The sequence below is a fragment of the Pseudoxanthomonas sp. GW835-FHT14C01 genome, assembly GCF_058793715.1.
This window is the reverse complement of sequence record NZ_JBXAGB010000005.1, coordinates 26,099-51,565: the sequence shown is the minus strand read 5'-3', so window position 1 is coordinate 51,565 and position 25,467 is coordinate 26,099. Positions and strand designations below refer to the sequence as shown.

The window sequence follows — 25,467 nt, the reverse complement described above, 5'->3', positions numbered from 1 at the left end:
TCGCCCCAGGAGAACACCCAATGTCACTTCAGTCCTATGCCGCGCAGTACCGCAACACCGGCCTCAGCAGCGCCGTGATGGAAGCGGACCCGCACCGCCTGGTCGCCCTGCTGCTGGCGGGCGCCTGCGAGCGCCTGCGCTTGGCGGAAGCCTGCGTGGTGCGGGGCGACCTGGCGCGCAAGGGCAAGGCGATCGGCGAAGTCAGCGCCATCATCGGCCACCTCAACGGCTCGCTCGACCACGAGGCCGGCGGCGAGATCGCCGGCAGCCTCTCGGCACTGTACGACTACGTGCAGACCCGCCTGATCGAAGCCAACCTGCACAACGATCCGGCCGCGCTGCGCGAATCGCTCGACCTGCTGGGCGAAATCGAATCGGCCTGGAACGCGATCCCCAACGAACAGCGCCACGTGCCCGCGATGGCGGCGGCAGGATGAGCGCCGCACCGGCCCTGGACGACCTGTTCGCCCAGTTGGACGGCATGCGGCATGCGCTGCATGCCGGCGAACTGGAAGACGTGGAGCGCCTGCTCAACCGGCACGATCACGACGTGCGCGCGTTCCTGCATGCCGACGGCGGCAGGACCGCGGGCTACGATGCGCTGGCCGTGCTGCTGCGCGCGCAGCTGGAACTGCAGAAGAGCATGCAGGACGCCCGCGAACAGGCGCGCGTCCGCCTGCATGCGACGCAACGCGCCGACCGCGCCGCGCGTGCCTACCTCTCCGTCGTGGAGCGCTGACGCATGCCTGCGTCGATCGTCCTGGTGGAACATCCGGCGGAGCACGCGCTGTTCGACGGCGCCCTGACCTGCGACGTGGTGCTTCCGGCGCGTTTCGACAGCGTTCGCCGGGCGGTGATGCAGGCGCCGTCGGAAGCCTTGCTGAAAGGCCTGGCCATCGCCGAAGACGTCAGCGGCGACGACCCCGAGGAGCGCAAGGAAGCGACGCCATCGCAACAGCGCATCGAGGCCAAGCTCGACCTGGTGCTGTCGCTGCTCGGCCGCCTCGTCCGCGCGCAGGAAGCACCGTTGCCCGTCACCGCATTGCGCTGGTCGCATCGCGGCCTGCGGCTGGACGCCGCGGCGCCGGTCGCCTGCATCGCCGGTACGCCCGGCGTGGTCACCGTGCAGCCCGCCACATGGCTGAGCGACCAGATCGAACTGCCGGCCCTCGTGATGGACCAGGTGGAAGGCTCGCAAGGCTTGCACCACCTGTGGCTGCAGTTCGATGCGCTCAATGCCGGCCTGGCCGAAGCGATGGACCGCCACCTGTTCCGCCTGCACCGGCGGCAGGTCGCGGAAGCGCGCCAGGCAGGCCGCCTCTGAACACGCGATGCGCGCCGGCGCGTGACCGCTCCCGCGCATGGCCTACGAACATCACGGAGTCGCCTTGCGGATTTCGTGGTTTTCCGCGCGACACACGCGCCCTAACTGTGACTCAGGTCGGGGTTTCACATCTTCGTCGCGATAGTGAATTGGCGTAGTCGCACGGCGCCGCTATCGTGACTTGATTCCTGCAACGCGATCGCCACCGACTCTCACGTGCGTGTACTCATCGTCGACGACCACACCCTGGTCCGCGCCGGCATCGGACGCCTGCTGCAGGCGCTGCCCGATGTCGACGTGGTGGCCGAGGCCTGCAATGCGCAGCAGGCGCTCGACATGGCGGCCATCCATCGCCCCGACCTGATCCTGCTGGATCTGTCGCTGCCCGACCGCAGCGGCCTGGAGCTGCTGCCACTGCTGCGCGATTCGCTGCCGCAGACGCGCGTGGTGATGATGTCGATGCACAACGATCCCACCCAGGTGCGCGTGGCGCTCGACCGCGGCTGCGCGGGCTTCGTCGTCAAGGAAGCCGCACCGATGGAACTGGAGCTCGCCCTGCGCGCCGCCACCAACGGCCAGGTGTTCCTCAGCCCGCAGGTGTCGTCGAAGATGCTGGCGCCGATGCTCAACCCGCAACGTCCCACCGGCATCGCCGCGCTGTCGCCGCGGCAGCGCGAAATCCTGCGCCAGCTCGGCAGCGGCATGAGCAGCAAGGAAATCGCCGCGCAGCTCGGCATCAGCGTCAAGACGGTGGAAACGCATCGTGCGCGCATGATGGAGTCGCTCGGCTGCCGCCGCGCCAACGATCTGCTGCTGCTGGCCGCGCGCCACCAGAACGAACTGGCCTGAGCCTTGCAGTAACCCGCGGGCGATGCCCTTTCCGTGACGGAATCCCGTGATCGCAACGCCGCTCCCGGCGCCCATTCCCGCCATTGAACCGACGCTGTAGGGGAAACCCCGACGGCGCGTCGGGCGTGCACGCAGCCGAACCAGAAACGCCCTGATTTTTTTTCCGTCACCCGCCCCGCACAGTGTCAACACGATGTGAAGCCGCCTCGGCACGCCATCGAATCGGGGACCACGGGAATGAAGACGGGACTTTCCACCCAGCTCGGGCAGCAACTCCACCTGACGCCGCAACTGCTGCAGTCGATCCGGCTGCTGCAGCTCGACGGCCTGCAGCTGGAAATGGAAGTGCGCCGTGCGCTGGACCTGAATCCGCTGCTGGAAGTCGAGGAAACCCACGACGCCGACCAGGCGGGCGAGATCGACGTGCTGCCTGCGCAGGATGTCGCCCCGCTGGAAACCGCCGCGTTCGACGAACTGCCCGAATCCAGCCTGTGGGACGTGCCCGGCGCGGGCTGGCAGGACGGCGACGACGACCGCATGCAGCGCGTCGAGGCCGGCGAGTCCAGCGACCCGCATGTGCGCGTGCTGGACCGGCTGGCGCTGGAACTGGACGACCGCGCGCTCGACGTCGTCGCCTTCTGGCTGGAGCACACCAACGACGCCGGCTACCTGGAGCAGGCGCCCGACACCCTGGCGCTGCTGGCCTCGGCCCGCTTCGACCTGACCACCGACGCGGCGCTGGCGCTGCGCGAGCGCCTGCTGCGCGGCGAATTCCCCGGCCTGACCGCCGCCGACGTGCGCGAATGCCTGCTGGTGCAGCTGGACTGCCTGCAGGGCCGCGTGCCGGGCCGCCGCATCGCCCAGCGCATCGTCAGCGACGGCATGGCGCTGCTGGCCGCCCATGAGTACGACGCCCTCGCCCGCCTGCTGGACCTCGAGCTCGACCAGGTCATGGAAGGCGTGCGCCTGGTGCTGTCGCTCGACGCGCGCCCGGGCGCTTCGCTGGCCCCCGCTCCGACCGGCTACATCGTGCCGGACGTGGTGGCCTGGCACGCCGATTGCGCCTGGCGCGTGGCGCTGAACCCGGCCACCACCCCGCGCGTGCGCGTCAACGCCCTGCAGGAACGTGCGCTGGACCAGGCCGAGCCGTCCGAAGGCGCCGGCAAGCTGCGCGAACTGCTGCAGGAAGCCCGCTGGCTGACCCGTGGCCTGTCGATCCGCTACGACACCCTGCTGCGCACCGCGCGTGCCATCGTCGAACGCCAGGCCGGCTTCCTGACCCAGGGCGACGAGGCGATGGCCCCGCTGACCCTGAAGGAAATCGCCGACACCATCGGCATGCACGAGTCCACCGTCTCGCGCATCACCACCGGCAAGTACATGCAGACCCCGCGCGGCACGTTCGAACTGAAGCATTTCTTCGCGGTGCGGCTGGAAGGCGCCAACGTGTCCGGCCCGGCCGTGCGCGCGATGGTGCGCCGCCTGATCGACGCCGAGCCGGCAGGCAAGCCGCTGGCCGACGAGGCGATCGCCGGCCTGCTGGCCCGCCAGGGCATCCACATCGCCCGCCGGACCGTGGCGAAGTACCGGGAACAGCTCGATATCGCTCCCGCCCGGGAACGCCGACGCGCTACCGTATCCGTCCTGGCAAAAGCTGGATAACGGAGCACGAGCGCAATGAGCAAGATCACCGTACTGCTGGTGGACGACCACGAAGGTTTCATCAACGCCGCCCTGCGCCACCTGCGCAAGGTGGAGTGGCTGGACATCGTGGGCCGCGCCAGCAATGGCCTGGAAGCCATCGAACGCTCCGAGACCCTGCGTCCGGACGTGGTGCTGATGGACCTGGCCATGCCGGAGATGGGCGGCCTGCAGGCCACCCGCCTGATCAAGACCCAGGACGCACCGCCCTTCATCGTGATCGCCAGCCACTTCGACGACGCCGAGCACCGCGAACACGCGATGCGCGCCGGTGCCGACGACTTCGTCAGCAAGCTTTCCTACATCCAGGAAGTCTTGCCCATCCTCGAAAAATTCAAAGACCGCCGCCATGAGTGAATCCCGCATCCTCGTCATCGACGCCGACGCCGCCCGTGCCGAACGCCTGGCCGGACTGCTCGAATTCATGGACCTGACGCCCCGCTGGGTGTCCAGCGCCGGTGACGTGGATGTCCGCCGCGCCCGCCAGCACGACTGGCTGGCGGTGGTGGTCGGCTCGCTCGACGACCAGAAGGCCGCCGACAGCTTCTTCGCCTGGCTGGGCAAGTCCGCGCTGCCGCCGCCGGTGTTGCTGCTGGAAGGCGACACCGCGGGCTTCGCCGCCGCGCATGGCCTGCACGAGGCCGGCGTCTGGTCCCTGGAAAGCCCGATCCGCCACGCGCAGCTGGAAGCCTGCCTGCGCCGCGCCAGCCTGAAGCGGCTGGACACCGAACACCAGGCGCAGCAGGTCAGCACCAGTGGCCCGACCGGCAACAGCCCGGCGGTCACCCGCCTGCGCCGCATGATCGAACAGGTCGCCAACTTCGATACCACCGTGCTGGTGCTGGGCGAATCCGGCACCGGCAAGGAAGTGGTGGCCCGTGCCATCCACGACCAGTCGCCGCGTCGCGACGGGCCGTTCGTCGCCATCAACTGCGGCGCGATTCCGCCGGACCTGCTAGAAAGCGAGCTGTTCGGCCACGAGAAAGGCGCCTTCACCGGTGCGCTGAGCGCCCGCAAGGGCCGCTTCGAGATGGCCGAGGGCGGCACCCTGCTGCTGGACGAGATCGGCGACATGAGCCTGCCGATGCAGGTCAAGCTGCTGCGCGTGCTGCAAGAGCGCAGCTTCGAACGCGTCGGCGGCAACCAGACCATCCGCTGCAACGTGCGCGTGATCGCCGCCACCCACCGCAACCTGGAAGCGCGCATCGCCGACGGCCACTTCCGCGAGGACCTGTTCTACCGCCTCAACGTGTTCCCGATCGAGATGCCGGCGCTGCGCGAGCGCGCCGACGACCTGCCCGACCTGGTGATGACCATCGCGACGCAGCTCTCCCGCACCGGTCGCGGCGAGGTGCGTTTCGCCAACGAGACGCTGCAGGCCCTGCGCCTGTATGCCTGGCCGGGCAACGTGCGCGAGCTGACCAACCTGGTCGAGCGTCTCGCCGTGCTGCATCCGGGCGGCCTGGTCCGCGTGGCCGACCTGCCCAAGCGCTACCAGCCGGAAGGCGTGGAGGCGCTGGCCGTCGCGGCGCCGGCACCGGTCGTGGCTCCGCCCGCCGTCGCCGTCGCCGTTGCCGCGCCCGCACCGTCGGCCGTCGTGGCGGCCGCGGCGACGCCCGCGGACCGCCTGCCGGAAGCCGGCATCGACCTGCGCGAGCACATCGCGCAGATCGAGCTGAACCTGATCCGCGATGCGCTGGACCGCGCCGGCGGCGTGGTGGCGCACGCCGCCCAGCTGCTGGGCCTGCGTCGCACCACGCTGGTCGAGAAGCTGCGCAAGTACGGCATCGAGCGCGAGGACGTCGCGCTGGCGACGGAAAACTGACTGGGCACGGGCGCGGTTTCCGGCACGGGTCTTGCAACTGATCAGGCAAGACATTCCGACGACCGAAGCACCCGCCCATGTCCGACGTCACCTCCATCCTCTCGCAGATCCGCAGCTACCAGCACCAGGTCGGTACGCGCGCACTGGAGCCGATGCCGAACCCCGGCGCGTTCACGCCCAACCGGGTGGGACTCGAACAGCCGGGCATCAAGGCGCCCAGCTTCGGCGACACCCTGCAGAACGCGCTGGAAGGCGTGAACAACGCCCAGAAGACCTCCGGCGCGCTGGCGCAGGCCTTCGAACTGGGCGACCCGCGCGCGGACCTGGCGCGGGTGATGGTGGCCGCACAGCAGTCGCAGGTCGCCTTCCGCGCCACCGTCGAAGTACGCAACCGCCTGGTGCAGGCGTACCAGGACGTCATGAACATGCCGTTGTAACGCTGAGCTTCCCCAGCTGCCCACCCACCCTCTTTCCTAGAACCGATCCATCGCCATGGCGCTCACGCTCTCCAAGGAAGCCCTGAAGGAATCGCTGACCGCCGACAAGGCCGGCGCGGCGCTGACCAAGATCCAGGACGCGCGCGTGTTCAAGCAGATGGGCACGCTGCTGCTGATCGCCGGCGCGGTCGCGGTCGGCATGATGGTGTTCTTCTGGTCGCAGAAGCCGGCCTACACCCCGCTCTACACCGGCCTGGACGCCAAGGCGACCGCCGAAGCCACCGACATGCTGCGCGCGGCCCAGATCCCGTTCCAGCTGGACCAGGCCACCGGTGCGATCTCCGTACCGGAAGAAAACCTGCACGACGCCCGCCTGAAGCTGGCCGGCGCCGGCCTGGCCGAAAGCGGTCGCCTCGGCTTCGAGATGATGGAGCGCGATCCGGGCTTCGGCGTCAGCCAGTTCGTCGAGAACGCGCGCTACCAGCACGCGCTGGAAACCGAACTGGTCCGCACCATCACCACGCTGCGCCCGGTGCGCGACGCGCGCGTGCACCTCGCCATTCCCAAGCCGTCCGCCTTCACCCGCCAGCGCGAAGTCGCCAGCGCCTCGGTCGTGCTGGACCTGCGCTCGGGCGCCATGCTGGAACGCAACCAGGTGGACGCGATCGTGCACCTGGTGTCGTCGTCGATCCCCGACCTGGCGCCGGAGCGCGTCACCGTGGTCGACCAGAGCGGCCGCATGCTGACCATCAGCGATCCGAACAGCGAGGCCGCGTTGAACGCCGCCCAGTTCGAGCGCGTGCGCAAGCTGGAGACCTCGTTCAACGACCGCATCCGCGAGCTGCTGGAACCGCTGACCGGTCCAGGCCGCGTCAACGCCGAGGTCGCCGTCGACATGGACTTCTCGGTCACCGAGGAGGCCCGCGAGACCTTCGCCAACGACCCGGCCAAGATCCGCAGCGAGCAGGTCAGCCAGAACACCACCAGCGCCGGCACCGGTCCCGAAGGCGTGCCCGGCGCCACCAGCAACATGCCGCCCGGCCAGAACGCCGCCGCGGCGGCACCGAATCCCGCCGCGCCGGTGGAGACCTCGAGCAGCGCGACCCGCAACTTCGAGATGGATCGCACCCTGCAGCACACCCGCCAGCCGGCCGGCCGCGTGCGCCGCGTCACCGCGGCCGTGCTGGTCGACCACGTGCCGCGCACCGGCGAGAACGGCAAGCCCGTGATGACCGCGCTCGACGCCGCCACGCTGACCCGCATCGAAGCGCTAGTGAAGGAGGCCGTCGGCTTCGACGCCGCGCGCGGCGACTCGGTCTCGGTGATGAACGCCCCGTTCGTGCGCGAGACGGATGCGCCGGTGGACGTGCCGTTCTGGGAAAGCCCATGGCTGCACAATCCGATGGTGCGCGACATCGCGCGCTACGGCGTGGGTGCGCTGGTGGTCATCGCGCTGCTGTTCGGCGTGTTGCGCCCCGCCATGCGCCAGATCATCAGCCCGGCGGCGCGGCACAAGCGCGGCGACGAGGAAGGCATCGACGTGAGCGTCGTCGACGACGAAGACGAGAACGGCGTGGTCGCGACGCTGTCGCACGAGCACGCGCCGCCGCTGCGCGCCCTGCCCTCCGACGCCTACGAAGACCGCCTGCGCCAGGCGCGCGAAGCGGTGAAGACGGATTCCAAGCAGGTCGCGCAGGTGGTCAAGGACTGGGTGGCCAGCGATGAGTAACGCACAGGACAACACGCTCTCCGGCGTGCAGCGCGCCGCCGTGCTGCTGCTCTCGCTGGGCGAGGAAGACGCCGCCGAAGTGCTCAAGCACATGAACGCCAAGGAGGTGCAGAAGCTCGGCATCGCCATGGCCACCATCTCCGGCATCAGCCGCGAGCAGGTGATGCAGGTCATGTCCAATTTCGGCGAGGCGCTGGACAAGCAGACCTCACTGGGCATGGGCGCCGACGACTACGTGCGCAAGGTGCTGGTACAGGCACTGGGCGAGGACAAGGCCGGCAGCCTGATCGACCGCATCCTGCTGGGCCGCAACACCACTGGCCTGGACACGCTGAAGTGGATGGACCCGCGCGCGATCTCCGACCTGGTGCGCAACGAGCATCCGCAGATCATCGCCATCGTGCTGGCCCACCTGGACAGCGACCAGGCGGCCGATACGCTCAAGCTGCTGCCCGAGCGCACGCGCACCGACGTGCTGCTGCGCATCGCCACGCTGGACGGCATCCCGCCGAACGCGCTGAACGAGCTCAACGAGATCATGGAGCGCCAGTTCGCCGGCAACCAGAACCTCAAGGCGTCCAGCATCGGCGGCGTGAAGGTCGCGGCCAACATCCTCAACTTCATGGATTCCGGCCAGGACCAGGCCATCCTCGGCAGCATCACCCAGGTCGACGCCGACCTCGGTGCGCGCATCCAGGACCTGATGTTCGTGTTCGACAACCTGGCCGATCTCGGCGACCGCGAGCTGCAGGCGCTGCTGCGCGAGGTGCCGAACGACCGCCTGGGCCTGGCGCTGCGCGGCGCCGACGCCAAGGTGAAGGAAAAGATCACCCGCAACATGTCGCAGCGCGCCGCGCAGATCCTGCTCGAGGACATGGAGGCACGGGGTCCCGTGCGCCTGTCCGATGTCGAAGGCGCGCAGAAGGAAATCCTCGCCATCGTGCGCCGCCTGGCTGACCAGGGCGTCATCGCCCTCACCGCCAGTGCGGAGGAGATGGTATGAGCGCGCCCTCGCCGCTGCGCTGGATGCCGGCCCCGCTCAACGCGGTCGTGTCCGATGCCGCCGTCGAACAGGACGCACCGCCGCTGGTACCGCCGACGCTGGAGGACATCCAGGCGATCCAGGACGCGGCCTATCACGAAGGCCTGGAACGCGGCCTCGCCGAAGGCCATGCCGACGGCTTCGCGCAGGGCCAGTCGGAGGTGCGCCGGCTCGCCGCGCAGATGGAAGGCATCCTCGACAACTTCTCGCGTCCGCTCGACCGGCTGGAGAACGAGGTCGTCGCCGCGCTGTCCGAACTCGCCGTGCGCATCGCCGGTGCGCTGGTCGGCCGCGCTTACCGGACCGATCCGGTGCTGCTGCAGGAACTGGCGACGACCGCGCTGGATGCTGTCGGCGGCTCGCAGCGCGAAGTCGAACTGCGCCTGCATCCCGACGACATCGCCGCGCTGACCCCGGTGCTGGCGATGACCGCGCATACCCGCCTGACCGCGGACACCTCGCTGAGCCGCGGCGACCTGCGCGTGCACGCCGAAAGCGTCCGCATCGACGGCACCCTGGAAGCGCGCCTGCGCGGCGCGCTGGAAACCGTGCTCAACCGCGGAGCGCGCGCATGAGTGCGCAACCGCTGGAGTGGCTGACCGCACGCGACCTGCGGCTGTCGACGCGGCTGTCGCAGATCAATCCCGAACTGGGCGGTCGCGGCCTGATCCGCGAAGGCATCCTGCGCCGCGCGGTCGGCCTGACCCTGGAAGCCATCGGCTGCGAAGCGCCGATGGGCGCCACCTGCAAGGTGGAAGTCGTCGACGGCGGCTGGGTGGATGCCGAAGTAGTCGGCTTCTCCGGCGAGCGGACCTACCTGATGCCCAGCGCCGAACTGCACGGCCTGCTGCCCAACGCGCGTGTGGTGCCCTCGCGGCGCCGCGGCGGCGTGGAAGTCGGCGAAGGCCTGCTGGGACGCGTGATCGACAGCGACGGCGTGCCGCTCGACGGTCGCGGTCCGATCCGTGCCGAAGGCAGCGTCAGCCTGGCCGGCGTGGCGATCAACCCGCTGTCGCGCGAACCGATCACCCAACCGCTGGACGTGGGCGTGCGCGCGATCAACGCCCTGCTGCCGATCGGACGCGGCCAGCGCGTCGGCCTGTTCGCCGGCTCCGGCGTCGGCAAGTCCACGCTGCTGGGCATGATGACCCGCTATACCGCCGCCGACGTCATCGTCGTCGGCCTGATCGGCGAGCGCGGCCGCGAAGTCCGCGATTTCGTCGAGACCACGCTGGGCCCCTCCGGCCTGGCGCGCGCCGTCGTCGTGGCCAGTCCCGCCGACCGTCCGCCGCTGGCGCGCCTGCAGGGCGCCTACCGTGCGACCGCCATCGCCGAGTGGTTCCGCGACCAGGGCCTCAACGTGCTGCTGCTGATGGATTCGCTGACCCGCTTCGCCCAGGCGCAGCGCGAGATCGGCCTGTCGGTCGGCGAGCCGCCCACGACGCGCGGTTATCCCCCCTCGGTGTTCGCGCGCCTGCCCGCGCTGGTCGAACGTGCCGGCAATGGCGCCAAGGGGCGCGGTTCGATCACCGCCTTCTACACCGTACTGACCGAAGGCGACGATCCGCAGGACCCGATCGCCGACGCCGCCCGCGCCATCCTCGACGGCCACATCCTGCTGTCGCGCCGCGTCGCCGACGCCGGCCTCTATCCGGCCATCGACGTGGAATCGTCGGTCAGCCGCGTGGTCACCGAAATCGCCGACGAGACCTGGCGCGACCGCATCCGCAAGCTCAAGCGCCTGCTCTCGGCGTACAACAGCAACCGCGACCTGATCGCGATCGGCGCCTACCAGCGCGGCAACGATCCGACCGTGGACGAGGCACTGGAGCGCTGGCCGGAGATCGTCGAGTTCCTCGGCCAGGACGTGGCCCGCGCCGCCGACCTGCCGAGCAGCCGCGCCGCCCTGGAATCCCTGATCCAACGCAATCTCGCCGCGGGCATTCCCGTGCCGCCCGGCCTGCAGTAACGCCAAGGAACCCCCACGATGATGCAGTCCCGCCGAATCGACCCCCTGCTGCGCCGCGCGCAGGAACACGAGGATTCCGTCGCCCGCGATCTCGCCGAGCGCCAGAACACGCTGGCCCAGCACGAATCGCGGCTGGAGGAACTGCGCCAGTACGCCGAGGACTACGCCAACAGCCAGATGGCCGCGACCAGCCCCGCGCAGCTGGCCAACCGCCGCGCCTTCCTCGAACGCATCGACCAGGCCCTCAAGCAGCAGTTGCAGAACGTCGACCGCAGCCGCGCCAGCGTGGACATCGAGCGCGACCGCCTGCTGCTGGCCAGCCGCGACAAGCAGGTGCTCGAACAACTCGCCGCCAGCTACCGCGTGCAGGAGAAGCTGATCGTCGACCGCCGCGACCAGCGCGAAATGGACGACGTGGGCGCACGGCGCGCCCGCCTGGCCGCCAGCGCCCGCGAGAACGAGGACGCCTGATGCCGGCACCGACGTCCGCGCTGCCGTTCGCCGTCAAGGCGCCGTCCCCGTCGACCGCGCCGGGCGGCGCTGCGTCCGCGAACGAGGCGGGTGCGAACAAGCCGGCCTTCGACGACATGGTCCGTCGTCCCGCCAAGCGCGACGATGCGCCGCGAGCGACGCACACGCGTGGCGGCGAGGCGAAGGAACCCGTCCGGCAAGGCCCGGAGACCGCCGTACGCAAGCAGGATCCGACCACGCGCAAGGCGACCGGGCAGGACGCGCCCGACGACAGCGACGCCGTGCCGACCCTGCCGCCCGTGCTGACGGAACTGCCGGCCCTCGTCGCGCTGCCCCCCGATGGCACGGCCACCACAGCGACCGATCCACTCGCCGCGCCGCTGCCCGGCAATCCCTTGCAAGGCGACCTCCTTGCCAGTGGCGCGGCACCCGCCGCCGCCGTCGCTACCGACGCACCGCGCGCCGGCGACCGTGCGGCGCTTCCCGTGTCGCTGCCGGGCACCTCCGCAGGCGGTATCACGACAGCGCCGGGCGCCGATAGCGGCCCGGACAACGTCGAGCCCACGACGACAACGACGGCGACGACACCCGCGCCGGCCGCCGCCGATACAAAGGCACCGCTGCAGAACGTGCTGTCTTTCGCCGCCCATCTGGCCAGCGGCCAGATCGCGGCGGCCGTGCCCGACGCGATCCCGCTGGGCCGCGAGCTCGTCGACGCGTTCCGCAGCGAAGACGGCGATGCGACCGCGCCGACCGCCAACGTGCTGGCCGGCGTCGGCGCTTCGAACGCCCCGCTCGGCCTATCGCGCACCGAAACCGTCAACCCGATGCAGGCGCCCAGCGCCGACCTGCACGGCGGCCACTTCGACGACGACATCGGCGACGCCGTTCGCTGGATGGCCGACCAGAAGATCGGCCACGCCCACATCAAGGTCACGCCGAACGATCTCGGCACGGTCGAGATCCGCCTGCGCCTGGACGGCGACCGCGTGCATGCCGACTTCACCAGCGCCCAGGCCGACGTGCGCCAGGCACTGGAAAGCAGCCTCCCCCGATTGCGCGACATGCTGGGCCAGCACGGCTTCCAGCTCGCCCATGCCGACGTGGGCCAGCAGCATGCGCCCCCGTCGAAGGGCAACGGTTCGCGCGCGGGCGACGGCACCGGCCATGCCGGCGAACCTGCCGCCGAAGCGCCGCGCACCGTCCGCATGACCGCCCGCGGGCTGGTGGACGCGTACGCCTGAGGCGCCCTGCTCCTGGAGGAGCGACGTCAGTCGCGACCGCAGATCATCAGCCCCAGCAGGAACCTGCTGGCGTGGGCTGCACTGACTAGGTAACCGCCCCTGTACGGCATGGCGTGCGGTCGCGACGGACGCCGCTCCTACAACAAGCTGCACCCGTCAAAAGCCCGTCGGGCTCCCGCCACCACCACGGCACACCGCTTGCATCACCCGGGCTGACCCCTCAGGAGATCCATCGCCGTGGCAGCCGCCGACAAGACCGCAAGCAAATCCAAGGCCGAGAAAGGCGACAAGCCCAAGGGCGGCAAGTCGATGCTGACCATCGGGCTGGTGGCCGTGATCGCGGCCGGTGCCGCCGGCGGCGGCGCGTGGTACTTCACCAGCCACGGTGCGAAGGACGAGAAGAGCGACGCGCCCGCGGCGAAGAAGCCGGGCCAGGTCCCGGCGCCCGCGCAGTACTTCGCGCTGGAGCCGCCGTTCGTCGTCAACCTCGTCGGCGAAACCGGCGGCGCGCGCTACCTCCAGGTGGAGGTGCAACTGATGACGCGCGACCCCGAAGCGCTGACCGCCATCCAGCTGCATGCGCCGGCGATCCGCGCGCGCCTGCTGATGCTGTTCGCCCAGCAGGATGCCGCCGGCCTGATGTCGCGCGAAGGCAAGGAGCGCCTGCAGAACGCCGCGCTCGGCGAGGTCAAGTCGCTGCTGGTGGCCGAGACCGGCAAGCCGTGCGCCGAGTCGATCCTGTTCACCAGCTTCGTGATGCAGTGACGGAACCCCGCCGCCATGATGACCAGTGACCTGCTGTCGCAAGACGAGATCGACGCCCTGCTCAACGGCGTCGACTCCGGCGCGATCGAGACCGAGGAACCGCCGCACGACCCGACCGTCGTGCGCACCTACGATTTCGCCAGCCAGGACCGCATCGTGCGCGGCCGGCTGCCGACGCTGGAGATGATCAACGAGCGCTTCGTGCGCACGTGGCGCATCGGCCTGTTCAACCTGCTGCGCCGCTCCGCGGAACTGTCGGTGCGCGGCATCGAGACCATCAAGTTCAGCGACTACCTGCATTCGCTGTATGTGCCGACCAACCTCAACCTGGTCAAGTTCAAGCCGCTGCGCGGCGTGGGCCTGATCGTGTTCGAACCGAAGCTGGTGTTCACGATGGTGGACAACTTCTTCGGCGGCGACGGCCGCTACCCGGCCAAGATCGAGGGCCGCGAGTTCACCGCCACCGAGATGCGCGTGATCCAGTTGCTGCTGAAGCAGACCTTCGCCGACCTGATCGACGCCTGGGCGCCGGTGATGCCGGTGGATTTCGAGTACATCACCAGCGAAGTCAATCCGCACTTCGCCAACATCGTCAGCCCGCGCGAGTACGTCGTGGTCAGCCGCTTCCACGTGGAGCTGGACGGCGGCGGTGGCGACCTGCACGTCACCCTGCCCTATTCCATGCTGGAGCCGATCCGCGAACTGCTCGACGCCGGCATCCAGTCCGACCGCGTGCACGACGACGACAGCTTCCGCGTCACCATGCACGAACAGCTGCGCACCGCCGAAGTCACCGTTTCCAGCGTGCTCGCGGAGAAGCGCATCAACCTGCGCGAGCTGACCCGCCTGAAGGTCGGCGACATCCTGCCCATCGACCTTCCCAAGTCCGTGCCGGTCTGCGTCGAGCAGGTGCCGGTCTTCACCGGCGAATTCGGCATTTCCAATGGCCGCAACGCCGTGAAGATCACCGCGCACCATCCGCCCGGCAGCCGCCACCCGTCCGCCCCCGCCCGCCACGCCCTCGCACCCGTCGCCTTCCAGGACGCCACGCCATGATTCCCGAGAACGAAGAAGCCCTCGCCACCGCCTTCGGCGACACCGAGACCGCCAGCAGCGATGTCCACGCCGGCCACGACGCGGACATGAGCCTGGACGTCATCCTCGACGTGCCGGTGACGCTGTCGCTGGAAGTCGGCCGCACCCGCATGCCGATCCGCAACCTGCTGCAGCTCAACCAGGGCTCGGTGGTGGAACTGGAACGCGGCGCCGGCGAGCCGCTGGACGTGTTCGTCAACGGCACACTGATCGCGCACGGCGAAGTCGTGGTGGTCAACGACCGCTTCGGCGTGCGCCTGACCGACGTGGTCAGCCCCAGCGAACGCATCCGCCGCCTGCGCTGAGCCCGATCGCCATGCACGCCTTCGCCCTGCTCGCCACCGCCGCGGCGCCCGCCCAGAAAATCGGCCAGCACGCACCTTCCACGCCCGGCATCGGCGGCGCGCTGGTCGGCCTGATCCTGGTGCTGGGCCTGATCCTCGGCCTGGCCTGGCTGCTGAAGCGCATGCCGGGCGCCGGCCTCGGCATCCGCCCCAGCGAACAGCTGCGCGTGGTGTCGATGCTCTCGGTCGGCGCCAAGGAACGCGTGATGGTGATCGAAGTGGGCAAGGAACAACTGCTCATCGGCGTGAGCACCGGCGGCATCACCGCACTGCACACCCTGCCCGAACCCCTGGTCGTCGCGCCCGCGCCGACCCTGCCCAACTTCGCCGACCTGCTGGCCAAGCGCCTGCGCAAAGAGTCCTGAGATGCGTCGTTTCCTCCTTTCCCTGATCTGCCTGTTGTGGCTGGCGGCACCGGCGCTGGCCTTCGCGCAGGCCGCGAACGCGCCCGCCACGCCAGCGGCCGCACCGGCAGCAGCGCCCGCTTCGCCCACGGCGCCGACCGCGCCGACCCTGCCGGCGCTGCCGAACGTCAACGTCGGCCAGGTCGGCGACAACACCGTCAGCCTGCCGCTGCAGACGCTGCTGCTGATGACGGCGATCACGCTGATTCCGTCGGCGCTGCTGGCGATGACCGCGTTCACCCGCATCATCATCGTGCTGGGCCTGCTGCGGCAGGCACTCGGCACCGGCCAGACGCCCTTCAACCAAGTGCTCGTGGGTCTGGCGCTGTTCCTCACCATGCTGGTGATGATGCCGGTCGGCGAAAAGGCGTGGGCGCAGGGCATGGCGCCCTACCTCAACGGCCAGATCGATTTCTCCACCGCGTGGACGCTGACCACGGGTCCGCTGCGCGACTTCATGCTGGCGCAGGTGCGCGAAACCGACCTGATGACGTTCGCCGGCCTGGCGGGCCACGGCAGCTATACGGGGCCGGATGCGGTGCCGTTCCCGATCGTGGTCGCGTCGTTCATCACCAGTGAACTGAAGACCGCGTTCGAGATCGGCTTCCTGATCTTCATCCCGTTCGTGATCATCGATCTGGTGGTCGCCAGCGTGCTGATGTCGATGGGCATGATGATGCTGTCGCCGATGCTGGTGTCGGCACCGTTCAAGATCCTGCTGTTCGTGCTGGTCGACGGTTGGGTGCTGATCGTCGGTTCGCTGGCCGCCAGCTTCAACGGCGTCTGAGGAGTCGGCGATGAGCCCTGAAACCGCCCTCACCGAACTCCGCGGCGGCCTCGAGATCGCCCTCTGGGTCGGTGGCCCGCTGCTGCTGGTCGTGCTGGTCGTCGGCGTGGTCGTCGGCGTGATCCAGGCTGCCACCCAGCTCAACGAACCCACCATCGCCTTCGTCGCCAAGGCGATCGCGCTGACCGCGGCGCTGTTCGCTACCGGCAGCTACCTGCTCGGCGTGCTGGTGGAATACACGACGACGTTGTTCCAGCGCCTGCCTCATCTGATCGGCTGACGGTGGAAGAGTGAATGGAGAGGAGTGAGGAATGAGCAAGAGCCGCATTCCCGATACCTGATCCTCATCACTCCACGCCTTCTCTACTCCACTCACTCCTCTCGACTCACTCCTCGCCCGAATGGACGCAGCCACCCAGATGGTGATCGACGGCCAGCAGGCCTTCGGCATGATCAATGCCATCCTGTGGACGATGCTGCGCACGGGTGCGCTGCTGATGGCGGCGCCGCTGATCGGGACGCGCGCGGTGTCGGTGCGCGTGCGCGTCATCATCGCAGGGGCACTGGCGATGGCGCTCGCGCCTTTGCTGCCGGGTACGCCGGACCGCATCGCCTTCGATGCCAGTACCGTGCTCAACGTGGCGCGTGAGCTCGCGGTCGGCGCCAGCATGGGCTTCATGCTGCGGCTCGCGTTCGAAGCCGGCGCGATGGCGGGCGAACTGATCTCGCAGGGCACGGGCCTCGCGTTCGCGCAGATGTCCGATCCGCTGCGTGGCGTGAACTCGGGCGTCGTCGGCCAGTGGTTCTACCTGGCCTTCGGCCTGCTGTTCTTCACCGTCAACGGCCACCTCGCCCTGGTCTCGCTGCTGGTGGATAGCTACCGCTCGCTGCCGATCGGGACAGCGTTGCCGGACGTGCAGCAGATGCTCGAAGTGGCACCGATGCTGTTCACCCATATCCTGCGCGCCGCCGTCGGGCTGGCCCTGCCGGTCATGGTGGCGATGCTGGCGGTGAACCTGGCATTCGGTGTGCTGGGCCGCGCCGCGCCGGCACTCAATCCGATCCAGCTCGGCCTGCCCACGGCGCTGCTGCTGGGGCTGTTCCTGCTGGCCCTGCTGGCCGGTGAGCTGGGTCCACCCGTGCAACGGGTCTTCGATCTCTCCTTTGACGCAGCGCGACAAATCACCGCGTGACGAAACCGTCGTTACTGACACCAAACAGTGCGGAAACGCACAGTTGGCGGGCTTCGCGCGCCCGTGTCACATCAGAATGCGTCACCGGTTCCACTAATTGCATGAATTTGTGCAGAATGGGGATGAGGGAGCTGCAACATACGCAGGCGCACGGACCGGATACCCATGCCGTCCGACGTGGAAGCGCTCTCCCCGCAAACCGGAGATTGCCTGTGAACCACAGCCCGACCCACAAGCGACGCACCAGTCAGGAAACACGGGAAGCCGTGCTCGCCGCCGCTCGCCGCCTGTTCTTCACCAAGGGCTTCGACCAGACCACGCTCATGGACCTGGGCGAGGAAACCGGGCTCAGCGCCCGCGGCGTGATCCTGCACTTCGAGACCAAGGCCGACATCATCGCCACCCTGCTGATCCGCGATTACACCGCCCGCAAGGCGCCCATGGTGGAGCGTCCCCAGGGTTCGACGCACGCGCAGCGCATCCTCGACTTCTATTTCTGGACGGCCCGCGAAGACGCCGCCAACTTCATCGCCTTCCCCGCCCTGTGGAGCGTGTCGGCCCGATGGTCGCCGACGGTCGAGGCCGAAATGAACACCGCGCTGCGCCGCATGCGCGAACCGGTGCGGCTGGAACTGAGCCGCGGCATGGGCGCGGGCGAGTTCCGCGGCGTCGATATCCAGCATGCCGACGAGATGATCTGGCAGAGCTACCAGCACGGCCTGCGCGCCGTCTCCGTCAACGGCGGCACGCCGGCGATGGCCGTGCCGCAGGTGTTCAAGACGCTGGAAGCGCTGTCGGCCTGATCCTCCCGATGGACCGGGATGGCGGCACGGTCCGTGTTTCCGTTGCAGCGACTGCGATGTCGATCGCCATCCAGCCCGGCCCTTCCCGATCGCCCCACGTCTGCCTCGCCGCGCAAGCGTGACCCGCATCACGGCCGGTCTCCGGCAACCGCCTACACTGCGCGGGCTTCTGTGGCGCGGCGCCGTCCTGTCTCCTTCCCGGGTCCCGTCGAGCACGAACATCCACCGACCCGCCTGCACGTAGCCTGCCTTGTCCATGAAGCCTAGACGCCGAGACTTCCGCCTGGACATCATCGTCCTGCTCGGCTCCATCACGGCGGTGACGATCGCCTCGTTCGGTGCTTACCGCAGCTGGCAGGGCCACTGGTCGCTGGCGGCGTTCGACTTCGCGGTCGTGCTCGCCGTCGCCGCGCCGGCGATCTACGCCTGGCGCACCGGCGACAGTCTGCGCGCCGGCAACGTGCTGGCGGCACTCAATTCCTGCGCGACGTTCGGCGCCTGCCTGATGCTGGGCCACATGGCGCTGGCCTGGACCTATCTGGTGCTGCTGACCAACTTCTTCATCGCCCATCGCTGGGTGGCGGTGGGCTGCAACATCGCGCTGGTCGTCGGCATGCAGCTGATCCCGGACTTTTTCCACGACGGCGTGCATGCGCTGTCGGTGTTCGTCAGCGCCAGCCTGATCACCGGCTTCTCGTTGATCTTCGCCTCCCGCACCCAGGACGATCGCGTGCGGCTCGAACGCCTGGCCTCGATCGACACCCTGACCGGTGTACCGAACCGTCGCAGCATGGAGCGTGCGCTCGCTGAAGCGGTGGAGCGGTTCCAGCGCGGCGAGTGCTGCTTCGGCCTGGTGGTGCTGGACCTCGACCACTTCAAGGATGTCAACGACCGCTACGGCCATGCCGCCGGTGATGCCGCCATCGCCGACCTCGCCTCGATCCTGCGCTTCGAGATGCGCCGCAACGACCAGGTGTTCCGCTTCGGCGGCGAGGAATTCGTGGCGTTGCTGGAGCTCGACAACCGCGAAGCGCTGGAATCGGCATCCGAACGCCTGCGCAAGGCGGTACGTGGCGCCCTGCGCGGCCCCGGTGGCCGCATCACCATCTCGCTGGGTGCGGCGCTACTGCGGGACCAGGAGAAGACCTGGCACGACTGGTTCTCCCGCGCGGATGCCGCGCTCTACCGTGCCAAGTCGGCCGGCCGCGACAGCTACGTCATCGCGGACGACCTGTTCTAGGAGTGAGCAAAGAGGAGGGAGCAAGGCGTGCTCTCGCTCAACGCTCACGCCTCGCGCCATCACTCACCTCTCGCCGTTGCGCCACCACCGGTACAGCACCGGCAGCACGACCAGCGTCAGCAGCGTCGACGACACGATGCCGCCGATCACCACCGTCGCCAGCGGCCGCTGCACTTCCGAGCCGGCGCCGACATTGAACGCCATCGGCAGGAAGCCCAGTGACGCCACCAGCGCGGTCATCAGCACCGGTCGCAGGCGTCCCAGCGCGCCATCGACAACCGCCTGGTCCAACGGCACACCCTGCTCGCGCAGCTTGCGGATGAAGGCGATCATCACCAGGCCATTGAGCACCGCGACGCCCGACAGCGCGATGAAGCCGACGCCGGCGGAGATCGACAGCGGAATGCCGCGCAGGGCCAGCGCGACCACGCCGCCGGTCAGCGCGAGCGGCACGCCGGTGAACACGATCGTGGCGTCCTTGGCCGAGCCGAATGCCCAGAACAGCAACGCGAAGATCACCACCAGCGTCGCCGGCACCACCACCGCGAGGCGCTGGCTGGCCGAGATCAGCTGCTCGAACGTGCCGCCGTAATCGATCCAATAGCCGGCCGGCAGTTCCACATCCGAGTTGATGCGCCCACGCAGATCGTCGACGAAGCCGCCGAGATCGCGGCCCCGCACGTTGGCCGTCACCACGACGCGGCGCTTGCCGTTCTCGCGGTTGACCTGGTTGGGCCCCAGCGTGGTCTCGATCTTCGCCACTTCGCGCAGCGGCACGGTGCCCGGCGTTCCCGAACGCCATGTCGCCGAGCGCGTCGACTCGTCCTCGTTGCCTGCGCCGCCCAGCGGAATGGGCAGGTCGTGCAGCGCGGCGGGATCCTGCCGCATCGCTTCCGGCAGGCGCACGACGATGTCGAAGCGGCGATCGCCTTCGAACAGCTGGCCCGCCACTTCGCCACCGACGGCCGTCGCCACCGTGTCCTGCACATCGCCGGGATTCAGGCCGTAGCGGATCAGCGCCTGGCGGTCCGGCGTGATGGTCAGCAACGGCAGCCCAGTGGCCTGTTCGATACGCACGTCGGCTGCGCCGTCGACGGTCCTGGCGACCGCCTCGATGCGCTCGCCGACCTCCACGAGCGTGTCCAGGTCGTCGCCATAGAGCTTGATCGCGACGTCGGCACGCACCCCGGAGATCAGCTCGTTCATGCGCATCTGGATCGGCTGGGTGAACTCGTAGTTGTTGCCCGGGATCTCGGCGACCGCCTTCTCGATCTCCGCGACCAGCGTCGCCTTCGGCTTGCGCGGATCCGGCCACTGGTCGCGCGGCTTCAGCATGACGAAGGTGTCGGCCACCGACGGCGGCATCGGATCGGTCGCCACTTCCGCCGTGCCGAGCTTGCCGAACACGCGGTGGACCTCCGGGAACCGCTTGATCCGCGCTTCGAGCGTGGACTGCATGCGGACCGCCTGGTCCAGGCTGGTACCCGGGATGCGCATCGCATGCAGCGCGATGTCGCCCTCGTCCAGGCTGGGCACGAACTCGGTCCCCAGCCGTGTGGCGAGCAGGCCGCACAGCACGACCAGCGCGAACGCACCGCCCGCGACGATCAGGCGCTGGCGCAGCGCCCATGCCAGCACCGGCGCATAGGCGCGACGCGCCCAACCCATCACCCGCGTTTCCTTCTCCTGCACGCGGCCACGCAAGAACAGCGCGATCGCCGCCGGCACGAACGTCAGCGACAGCACCATCGCGCCGCTGAGCGCCAGCACCACGGTGATCGCCATCGGATGGAACATCTTTCCTTCCACGCCGGTGAGCGCGAAGATCGGCAGGTACACGGCGGTGATGATGCCGAGCCCGAACAGGCTGGGCCGGATGACCTCCGCCGTCGCCGACGCCGTGGCATCCAAGCGTTCTTCGTCGGTCAGCAGGCGTCCGAGCCGGTGCTGCAGCTCGCCGAAGCGGCGCAGGCAGTTCTCGATGATGATCACCGCGCCGTCGACGATCAGGCCGAAGTCGAGCGCTCCCAGGCTCATCAGGTTGCCCGACACGCCGCCGCGCACCATGCCGGTGAGCGTGAACAGCATCGACAGCGGGATCACCGCGGCGGTGATCAGCGCCGCGCGCACGTTGCCCAGCAGCAGGAACAGCACGACGACGACCAGGATCGCGCCTTCGACCAGGTTCTTGGCCACGGTGCGGATGGTGCGGTCGACCAGCGAGGTACGGTCGTACATCGGCTCGGCACGTACGCCGGACGGCAGGCTGCGGTTGGCGTCGGCCAGCCGTGCGGCGACGGCCTGCGACACCTCGCGGCTGTTGGCGCCGATCAGCATGAAGGTGGTGCCGAGCACGACCTCCTTGCCGTCCAGCGTCGCCGCACCGGTGCGCAGTTCCGGTCCCTCGCCCACCTGCGCCACGTCGCGTACGCGGATCGGCACGCCATCGCGGCGGTCGAGCACGATGTCGCGGATGCCGTCGAGATCGGCGACCTGCCCGGGGACACGCACCAGGAACTGCTGGCCGTTGCGCTCGATGTAGCCAGCGCCGACGTTCTGGTTGTTGCGCGCCACCGCCTGCACCACGTCGTGCAGGGTGAAACCCAGCGCCACCAGACGCGCCGGATCCGGGGTGATGTGGATCTGCCGCGCGAACCCGCCGATGGTGTTGACCTCGGTCACGCCGGGCACGTTGCGCAGCTGCGGCCGCACTACCCAGTCCTGCAGCGTGCGCAGATCGGTGGCGGTGTACGGCGTGCCGTCCTCCTTGCGCGCCTTCGCGTCCGCTTCCACGGTGTACATGAAGATCTCACCCATGCCGGTGGCGATGGGGCCCATCTCCGGCTCCAGCCCGGCCGGCAGCTGCGACTTCACCTGCTGGATGCGCTCGCCGACCTGCTGGCGGGCGAAATAGACGTCGGTGCCGTCCTTGAACACCACGGTCACCTGCGACAGGCCGTAGCGCGAGATCGAGCGCGTGTAGTCCAGCCCGGGCAGGCCGGCCAACGCGGTCTCGAGCGTGAAGGTCACGCGCTGCTCCGCTTCCAGCGGCGAATAGCCGGGCGCTTCGGTGTTGACCTGCACCTGCACGTTGGTGATGTCGGGGGTGACGTCGATCGGCAATTTGCCGAAGCTCCATACGCCGACCGCGACCAGCACCAGCGTCAACGCCAGCATCAGCCAGCGGTGGGCGATGGCGAAACGCAGGATGCGCTCCAGCAGGCCGCGCGACTCGGAACTGCCGTGTTCAGTGGTCATGCGAGGCCCCCGATTTCTCGATGTCGGCCTTCACCAGGTAGCTCTGTTCGACGACGACCTGATCGCCCGTTTTCAGCCCGGACAGCACTTCGACGCGCTGCGCATCGCGTTTGCCCAGTTCGACCGGCCGGATCTCGTAGGTGTCGCCGAACCGCACGAACACCACGTCCCAGTCGCGGAACCTCTGAAGCGCCGCGAGCGGCACCACCATCGTGGCCGGCTGCTGCGCCACGGTGATGCGCGCCTTCACCGCCGAACCGGGACGCCACAGGCCATCGCTGTTCTGCAACGTCGCGCGCGCGACCGTGCTCTGGCTGGCGGTCGCCGTCCCGGGCAGCACGCGTTCGAGCGTGGTCCGAGCGGTGGCGCCATCGCTCAAGCGCGTCACCGTGACCGGCACGCCGGGGACGATGTGCTGTGCGTCGGCGCCGAAGATGTGCAGGTCCACCCACAGCGTCGACAGGTCGGCGACTTCGAACAGCGTCGCCCCCTCGCCCGCCACGCTGCCGACGCTGGCGTTGCGCGCCAGCACCACGCCGCTGATCGGCGAGGTGACCGGGTACGTCGTCAGGCTCAGGTTGCTTTCCACGATCGCCAGCGTCTGCCCGGCCTGCACGCGGTCGCCCACGTTCACCGCCAGGCGACGGATGAGGCCCGGGAAGCGCGCCGCGATGTTGGCCACGCGACCTTCGACGGGCGTCAGCAGGCCCTGCACTTCGTGTTCGTCGGCGATCGTGCCGGCCTGTACCGGCGCGATGCGGATACCGGAATCCTCCGCGATCTTCGCCCCGATGGTGGTGCGGCCTTCGTAGCTGTCGTAGGTCCAGCGCAGGGATTTGCCTTGGATCTTCGCCAATACCTCGACGTCGAACGAATGCGGCTCGCCGACCACGCTCTTGGCCAGCAGGCTGCCATCGGCCTGCGGCACCAGCACGTGGTTTTCGCGCACGTTGCCGAGGCGAACCAGCCGCACTTCCACGCTGCCCGCCGTGGCCGGCAACGGTTTGCCGTCGCGGTACAGCCAGGCCTGGTACGTCGGAGGCGTGTCCGATTCGGCGATCGCCAGTTCGACCGTGACGCCGTCCTGCGTCAGCAGGCGGCCGCCGTGCTCGCCGCGCGTGGCTGCTTCATCGGCGTGTTCTCCACCTTCGTGGCCGTGGCCACCTTCGGCGTGGCTTTCCTTGCCGCCGCCACAGGCGGCCAGCATCAGCGAAAGCGCGAGCGCGCTCATCAGGGGGCGCAACGTCATGGGGTCGTTCCTTCTTCTGGGGCGGCAGGCGCGGCGATGAAGGCCTGCCCGGTGAGCCGCTGGATTTCGATGAGGGCCGCCTGCGCGTCAAGCGCGGCGTCCAGTTGCTGGCGACGGGTCGCCGTGGTCTCGGATTGCAGCTGTGCCCATTCCAGATAGCTGATGGCGCCGCCGCGGTAGGCGCGCTCGGCGGCCTGTTCGGCGCGCAGCAGGCGTGGCAGCACGTCGTCGCGCGTGCGCTGTACGTCCACCTGCGCCACACGGTAGCGGCCATGCGCCTCGGTCAGCGTGGAATACAGCGCGATGTCGCGCGATTCGCGCTCGATCTCCAGCGCCGCCAGGTCCGCCTCGGCCGCGCGGATCTCCGGCGCCGCACGACGCGCGCCACCGAGCGCCAGCGATACGCCACCGATCAGCGCGGTATCGCCGCCGTCCTGCATCCGGCGGATGCCGACCTGCCAGTCGAGGTCGGACGTGGATGCGGTACGCGCCAACCGGACACGCGCTTCGCGGATGCGGCGCTCGTCGGCGAACTGGGCCAGTTCCGGCGTGCCTTCGAGCAGTGCGGCGAGTTCCACCACGTCGACGAGCGCAGGCAACACCCGCGGATCGCCTGCGGCGACGTCGAAGCGCGGCGCCCGCTCGCCCCACAGCGCAGCCAGGTGCTGGCGGGCGGCGGCCTCCTGCTGGTCGGCGCGCACCAGGGCCAGTTCGGCACGCGCCAGCGCCGCCTGGGCCGTCAGCACGACCGATTCCGGCGACGCACCGGCCTGCAGGCGCTGGCGTGCGCCCGCGACGGTACGCCTACGCTGCGCGATGTCCTGCACCGCGATGGCCCGTTGCGCGCGTGCGCATGCGACGGCCAGGTAGCGGCGGGCGACATCGGCCAGCAGGTCGAGGCGCTGCGTTTCGCGTTGCATCGCCAGCGCGTCGATGCGCGCCTGCGCCAACGTGCGGCGCGCGTCGAGCTTGCCGCCGCGCTCCAGCACGCCAGCCAGCGTCAGCGTCGCTTCGGCCTGGCGGACGCCGCTCGCGTCGCCGGTGCCGAGCACGTTCTCGAGGTCGAGGCCGGCTCTAAGAGCAGGACGCAGCAGGGCCACGTCGCGTTCGGCGAGCAGGGCGTCGGTACGCGCGCCGAACAGGCGCAGGTCGGGATGGGCGCGGGCGACGCGCGCCATGGCGTCGTCCAGCGTGAGGGTTTCGGGGGGAACAGCAGGCGATGGCGCCTGTGCGTGCACGCACGGCGCGATCGCGAAGGCGGCCAATGCCGCCAGTCGCAACCACATGGGAAGTCTCCGGAACGTCGGTGAGGGAACGCGGGCGACGGAACGTCAGCCCGGCACGGCCATCACGCGGCGATCGGAGGACGCAGCAAGGACGTCCGGGGCGCCTGCGCCACCGGCACCCGGTCCAGCACGGGCACGGCGGCGGGCAGGATCATGGCCGGCACGCGCATCGGCGCCGGCACGATGGCGGTCAGATGGCCGCAGCAATGGCTGGCATGCATCAGCGCATGCAGCAGGTCGCCGGGATCGACGTCGTCGTGGCCGTGCCCTGCGGCGCCGTCCTCGTGCTCGCCCACGACATGCAGGTGCTCGGCGCCATTGCCCAGCTCGTGCAGGTCGCCCAGCGAAGCGAACACCGGATTCGCCAGCACCGCCAGCAGCAGCACCGCAAAGGCCGGGAAGCGCAACAGGAAACAACGGCGGTGGCGCAGGAGGCGAAGCATCGGCCGGCA

Annotated in this window: 27 protein-coding genes; 23 read left to right on the top strand and 4 right to left on the bottom strand. The window is 69.3% G+C overall.

The genetic code is table 11. From position 1 onward, the window contains the following. Positions 1-20: 20 nt before the first annotated feature. From fliS to AC1Q5B_RS19445, 23 genes are all read left to right on the top strand, one after another. Positions 21-437, top strand: a complete 417-nt coding sequence (gene fliS / locus AC1Q5B_RS19555; RefSeq protein ID WP_492633114.1) for a flagellar export chaperone FliS — start codon at positions 21-23, stop codon at positions 435-437. Then, positions 434-739 carry a hypothetical protein gene (locus tag AC1Q5B_RS19550; RefSeq protein WP_492633113.1) on the top strand — a complete coding sequence of 102 codons (306 nt, stop codon included), beginning with the start codon at positions 434-436 and terminating at the stop codon, positions 737-739. The genes fliS and AC1Q5B_RS19550 overlap by 4 nt, the downstream gene beginning before the upstream one ends. Positions 740-742: 3 nt before the next feature. Then, entirely contained in the window at positions 743-1,324 is a 582-nt protein-coding gene (locus tag AC1Q5B_RS19545) for a PilZ domain-containing protein (RefSeq protein WP_492633112.1), read from the top strand. Between the two features lie 216 nt (positions 1,325-1,540). Continuing rightward, positions 1,541-2,173, top strand: coding sequence for a response regulator (locus tag AC1Q5B_RS19540; protein ID WP_492633111.1), 633 nt, complete (start codon positions 1,541-1,543; stop codon positions 2,171-2,173). A 237-nt stretch (positions 2,174-2,410) separates the two neighbouring features. Further along, positions 2,411-3,835 (top strand): RNA polymerase factor sigma-54, encoded by a 1,425-nt coding sequence (gene rpoN / locus AC1Q5B_RS19535; protein WP_492633110.1) that lies wholly within the window; start codon positions 2,411-2,413, stop codon positions 3,833-3,835. Positions 3,836-3,850: 15 nt separating this feature from the next. Next, entirely contained in the window at positions 3,851-4,231 is a 381-nt protein-coding gene (locus AC1Q5B_RS19530) for a response regulator (protein WP_055944547.1), read from the top strand. Further along, positions 4,224-5,699: a sigma-54 dependent transcriptional regulator gene (locus tag AC1Q5B_RS19525; protein ID WP_492633109.1), complete on the top strand. Its 1,476-nt coding sequence runs from the start codon at positions 4,224-4,226 to the stop codon at positions 5,697-5,699. The genes AC1Q5B_RS19530 and AC1Q5B_RS19525 overlap by 8 nt, the downstream gene beginning before the upstream one ends. 77 nt (positions 5,700-5,776) lie before the next feature. Continuing rightward, the gene (gene fliE, locus AC1Q5B_RS19520) at positions 5,777-6,136 is read left to right on the top strand and encodes a flagellar hook-basal body complex protein FliE (protein WP_492633108.1); all 360 of its coding nucleotides are present in this window, start codon (positions 5,777-5,779) and stop codon (positions 6,134-6,136) included. Between the two features lie 55 nt (positions 6,137-6,191). Next, positions 6,192-7,865: a flagellar basal-body MS-ring/collar protein FliF gene (fliF, locus tag AC1Q5B_RS19515; protein WP_492633107.1), complete on the top strand. Its 1,674-nt coding sequence runs from the start codon at positions 6,192-6,194 to the stop codon at positions 7,863-7,865. After that, positions 7,858-8,868, top strand: a complete 1,011-nt coding sequence (gene fliG / locus AC1Q5B_RS19510) for a flagellar motor switch protein FliG (protein WP_492633106.1) — start codon at positions 7,858-7,860, stop codon at positions 8,866-8,868. The genes fliF and fliG overlap by 8 nt, the downstream gene beginning before the upstream one ends. Next, positions 8,865-9,482 (top strand): FliH/SctL family protein, encoded by a 618-nt coding sequence (locus AC1Q5B_RS19505; RefSeq protein ID WP_492633105.1) that lies wholly within the window; start codon positions 8,865-8,867, stop codon positions 9,480-9,482. The genes fliG and AC1Q5B_RS19505 overlap by 4 nt, the downstream gene beginning before the upstream one ends. Continuing rightward, complete coding sequence (fliI, locus tag AC1Q5B_RS19500) at positions 9,479-10,876, top strand: flagellar protein export ATPase FliI (protein WP_492633104.1); 1,398 nt, start codon at positions 9,479-9,481, stop codon at positions 10,874-10,876. The genes AC1Q5B_RS19505 and fliI overlap by 4 nt, the downstream gene beginning before the upstream one ends. Positions 10,877-10,894: 18 nt before the next feature. Continuing rightward, positions 10,895-11,347, top strand: a complete 453-nt coding sequence (gene fliJ, locus AC1Q5B_RS19495; protein ID WP_492633103.1) for a flagellar export protein FliJ — start codon at positions 10,895-10,897, stop codon at positions 11,345-11,347. Beyond that, the gene (locus AC1Q5B_RS19490) at positions 11,347-12,591 is read left to right on the top strand and encodes a flagellar hook-length control protein FliK (RefSeq protein WP_492633102.1); all 1,245 of its coding nucleotides are present in this window, start codon (positions 11,347-11,349) and stop codon (positions 12,589-12,591) included. The genes fliJ and AC1Q5B_RS19490 overlap by 1 nt, the downstream gene beginning before the upstream one ends. 237 nt (positions 12,592-12,828) lie before the next feature. Next, positions 12,829-13,356: a flagellar basal body-associated FliL family protein gene (locus AC1Q5B_RS19485; protein ID WP_492633101.1), complete on the top strand. Its 528-nt coding sequence runs from the start codon at positions 12,829-12,831 to the stop codon at positions 13,354-13,356. Between the two features lie 15 nt (positions 13,357-13,371). Further along, positions 13,372-14,412 (top strand): flagellar motor switch protein FliM, encoded by a 1,041-nt coding sequence (fliM, locus tag AC1Q5B_RS19480; protein ID WP_492633100.1) that lies wholly within the window; start codon positions 13,372-13,374, stop codon positions 14,410-14,412. Beyond that, complete coding sequence (gene fliN / locus AC1Q5B_RS19475; RefSeq protein ID WP_492633099.1) at positions 14,409-14,756, top strand: flagellar motor switch protein FliN; 348 nt, start codon at positions 14,409-14,411, stop codon at positions 14,754-14,756. The genes fliM and fliN overlap by 4 nt, the downstream gene beginning before the upstream one ends. Before the next feature lie 11 nt (positions 14,757-14,767). Continuing rightward, the gene (gene fliO / locus AC1Q5B_RS19470) at positions 14,768-15,160 is read left to right on the top strand and encodes a flagellar biosynthetic protein FliO (protein ID WP_492633098.1); all 393 of its coding nucleotides are present in this window, start codon (positions 14,768-14,770) and stop codon (positions 15,158-15,160) included. Position 15,161: 1 nt separating this feature from the next. After that, a complete protein-coding gene (fliP, locus tag AC1Q5B_RS19465; protein WP_492633097.1) occupies positions 15,162-15,986 on the top strand; it encodes a flagellar type III secretion system pore protein FliP in 825 nt (274 codons plus the stop codon). A 10-nt stretch (positions 15,987-15,996) separates the two neighbouring features. Then, positions 15,997-16,266 carry a flagellar biosynthetic protein FliQ gene (locus tag AC1Q5B_RS19460; RefSeq protein ID WP_296281121.1) on the top strand — a complete coding sequence of 90 codons (270 nt, stop codon included), beginning with the start codon at positions 15,997-15,999 and terminating at the stop codon, positions 16,264-16,266. Between the two features lie 121 nt (positions 16,267-16,387). Then, on the top strand, positions 16,388-17,179 hold the full coding sequence (gene fliR, locus AC1Q5B_RS19455) for a flagellar biosynthetic protein FliR (protein WP_492633096.1): 792 nt from the start codon (positions 16,388-16,390) through the stop codon (positions 17,177-17,179). 212 nt (positions 17,180-17,391) lie between these two features. Further along, on the top strand, positions 17,392-17,982 hold the full coding sequence (locus tag AC1Q5B_RS19450; protein WP_492633095.1) for a TetR/AcrR family transcriptional regulator: 591 nt from the start codon (positions 17,392-17,394) through the stop codon (positions 17,980-17,982). A gap of 256 nt (positions 17,983-18,238) precedes the next feature. Beyond that, a complete protein-coding gene (locus AC1Q5B_RS19445) occupies positions 18,239-19,222 on the top strand; it encodes a GGDEF domain-containing protein (protein WP_492633094.1) in 984 nt (327 codons plus the stop codon). Positions 19,223-19,285: 63 nt separating this feature from the next. Here AC1Q5B_RS19445 and AC1Q5B_RS19440 read toward each other — a convergent pair whose 3' ends face one another. From AC1Q5B_RS19440 to AC1Q5B_RS19425, 4 genes are all read right to left on the bottom strand, one after another. Then, on the bottom strand, positions 19,286-22,444 hold the full coding sequence (locus AC1Q5B_RS19440) for an efflux RND transporter permease subunit (RefSeq protein ID WP_492633254.1): 3,159 nt from the start codon (positions 22,442-22,444) through the stop codon (positions 19,286-19,288). Between the two features lie 25 nt (positions 22,445-22,469). Next, positions 22,470-23,729: an efflux RND transporter periplasmic adaptor subunit gene (locus AC1Q5B_RS19435; protein WP_492633093.1), complete on the bottom strand. Its 1,260-nt coding sequence runs from the start codon at positions 23,727-23,729 to the stop codon at positions 22,470-22,472. After that, on the bottom strand, positions 23,726-25,015 hold the full coding sequence (locus AC1Q5B_RS19430) for a TolC family protein (protein ID WP_492633092.1): 1,290 nt from the start codon (positions 25,013-25,015) through the stop codon (positions 23,726-23,728). The genes AC1Q5B_RS19435 and AC1Q5B_RS19430 overlap by 4 nt, the downstream gene beginning before the upstream one ends. Before the next feature lie 62 nt (positions 25,016-25,077). Then, positions 25,078-25,458 carry a hypothetical protein gene (locus AC1Q5B_RS19425; protein ID WP_492633091.1) on the bottom strand — a complete coding sequence of 127 codons (381 nt, stop codon included), beginning with the start codon at positions 25,456-25,458 and terminating at the stop codon, positions 25,078-25,080. Positions 25,459-25,467: the final 9 nt, after the last annotated feature.

Excerpts from the sequence above, each read along its gene's own strand:
- fliS (WP_492633114.1), top strand. The coding sequence starts at position 21 with ATGTCACTTCAGTCCTATGCCGCGCAGTACCGCAACACCGGCCTCAGC.
- AC1Q5B_RS19550 (WP_492633113.1), top strand. The coding sequence starts at position 434 with ATGAGCGCCGCACCGGCCCTGGACGACCTGTTCGCCCAGTTGGACGGC.
- AC1Q5B_RS19545 (WP_492633112.1), top strand. The coding sequence starts at position 743 with ATGCCTGCGTCGATCGTCCTGGTGGAACATCCGGCGGAGCACGCGCTG.
- rpoN (WP_492633110.1), top strand. The coding sequence starts at position 2,411 with ATGAAGACGGGACTTTCCACCCAGCTCGGGCAGCAACTCCACCTGACG.
- AC1Q5B_RS19530 (WP_055944547.1), top strand. The coding sequence starts at position 3,851 with ATGAGCAAGATCACCGTACTGCTGGTGGACGACCACGAAGGTTTCATC.
- AC1Q5B_RS19525 (WP_492633109.1), top strand. The coding sequence starts at position 4,224 with ATGAGTGAATCCCGCATCCTCGTCATCGACGCCGACGCCGCCCGTGCC.
- fliE (WP_492633108.1), top strand. The coding sequence starts at position 5,777 with ATGTCCGACGTCACCTCCATCCTCTCGCAGATCCGCAGCTACCAGCAC.
- fliF (WP_492633107.1), top strand. The coding sequence starts at position 6,192 with ATGGCGCTCACGCTCTCCAAGGAAGCCCTGAAGGAATCGCTGACCGCC.
- fliG (WP_492633106.1), top strand. The coding sequence starts at position 7,858 with ATGAGTAACGCACAGGACAACACGCTCTCCGGCGTGCAGCGCGCCGCC.
- AC1Q5B_RS19505 (WP_492633105.1), top strand. The coding sequence starts at position 8,865 with ATGAGCGCGCCCTCGCCGCTGCGCTGGATGCCGGCCCCGCTCAACGCG.
- fliI (WP_492633104.1), top strand. The coding sequence starts at position 9,479 with ATGAGTGCGCAACCGCTGGAGTGGCTGACCGCACGCGACCTGCGGCTG.
- fliJ (WP_492633103.1), top strand. The coding sequence starts at position 10,895 with ATGATGCAGTCCCGCCGAATCGACCCCCTGCTGCGCCGCGCGCAGGAA.
- AC1Q5B_RS19490 (WP_492633102.1), top strand. The coding sequence starts at position 11,347 with ATGCCGGCACCGACGTCCGCGCTGCCGTTCGCCGTCAAGGCGCCGTCC.
- fliM (WP_492633100.1), top strand. The coding sequence starts at position 13,372 with ATGATGACCAGTGACCTGCTGTCGCAAGACGAGATCGACGCCCTGCTC.
- fliN (WP_492633099.1), top strand. The coding sequence starts at position 14,409 with ATGATTCCCGAGAACGAAGAAGCCCTCGCCACCGCCTTCGGCGACACC.
- fliO (WP_492633098.1), top strand. The coding sequence starts at position 14,768 with ATGCACGCCTTCGCCCTGCTCGCCACCGCCGCGGCGCCCGCCCAGAAA.
- fliP (WP_492633097.1), top strand. The coding sequence starts at position 15,162 with ATGCGTCGTTTCCTCCTTTCCCTGATCTGCCTGTTGTGGCTGGCGGCA.
- AC1Q5B_RS19460 (WP_296281121.1), top strand. The coding sequence starts at position 15,997 with ATGAGCCCTGAAACCGCCCTCACCGAACTCCGCGGCGGCCTCGAGATC.
- fliR (WP_492633096.1), top strand. The coding sequence starts at position 16,388 with ATGGACGCAGCCACCCAGATGGTGATCGACGGCCAGCAGGCCTTCGGC.
- AC1Q5B_RS19445 (WP_492633094.1), top strand. The coding sequence starts at position 18,239 with ATGAAGCCTAGACGCCGAGACTTCCGCCTGGACATCATCGTCCTGCTC.
- AC1Q5B_RS19435 (WP_492633093.1), bottom strand. The coding sequence starts at position 23,729 with ATGACGTTGCGCCCCCTGATGAGCGCGCTCGCGCTTTCGCTGATGCTG.
- AC1Q5B_RS19430 (WP_492633092.1), bottom strand. The coding sequence starts at position 25,015 with ATGTGGTTGCGACTGGCGGCATTGGCCGCCTTCGCGATCGCGCCGTGC.
- AC1Q5B_RS19425 (WP_492633091.1), bottom strand. The coding sequence starts at position 25,458 with ATGCTTCGCCTCCTGCGCCACCGCCGTTGTTTCCTGTTGCGCTTCCCG.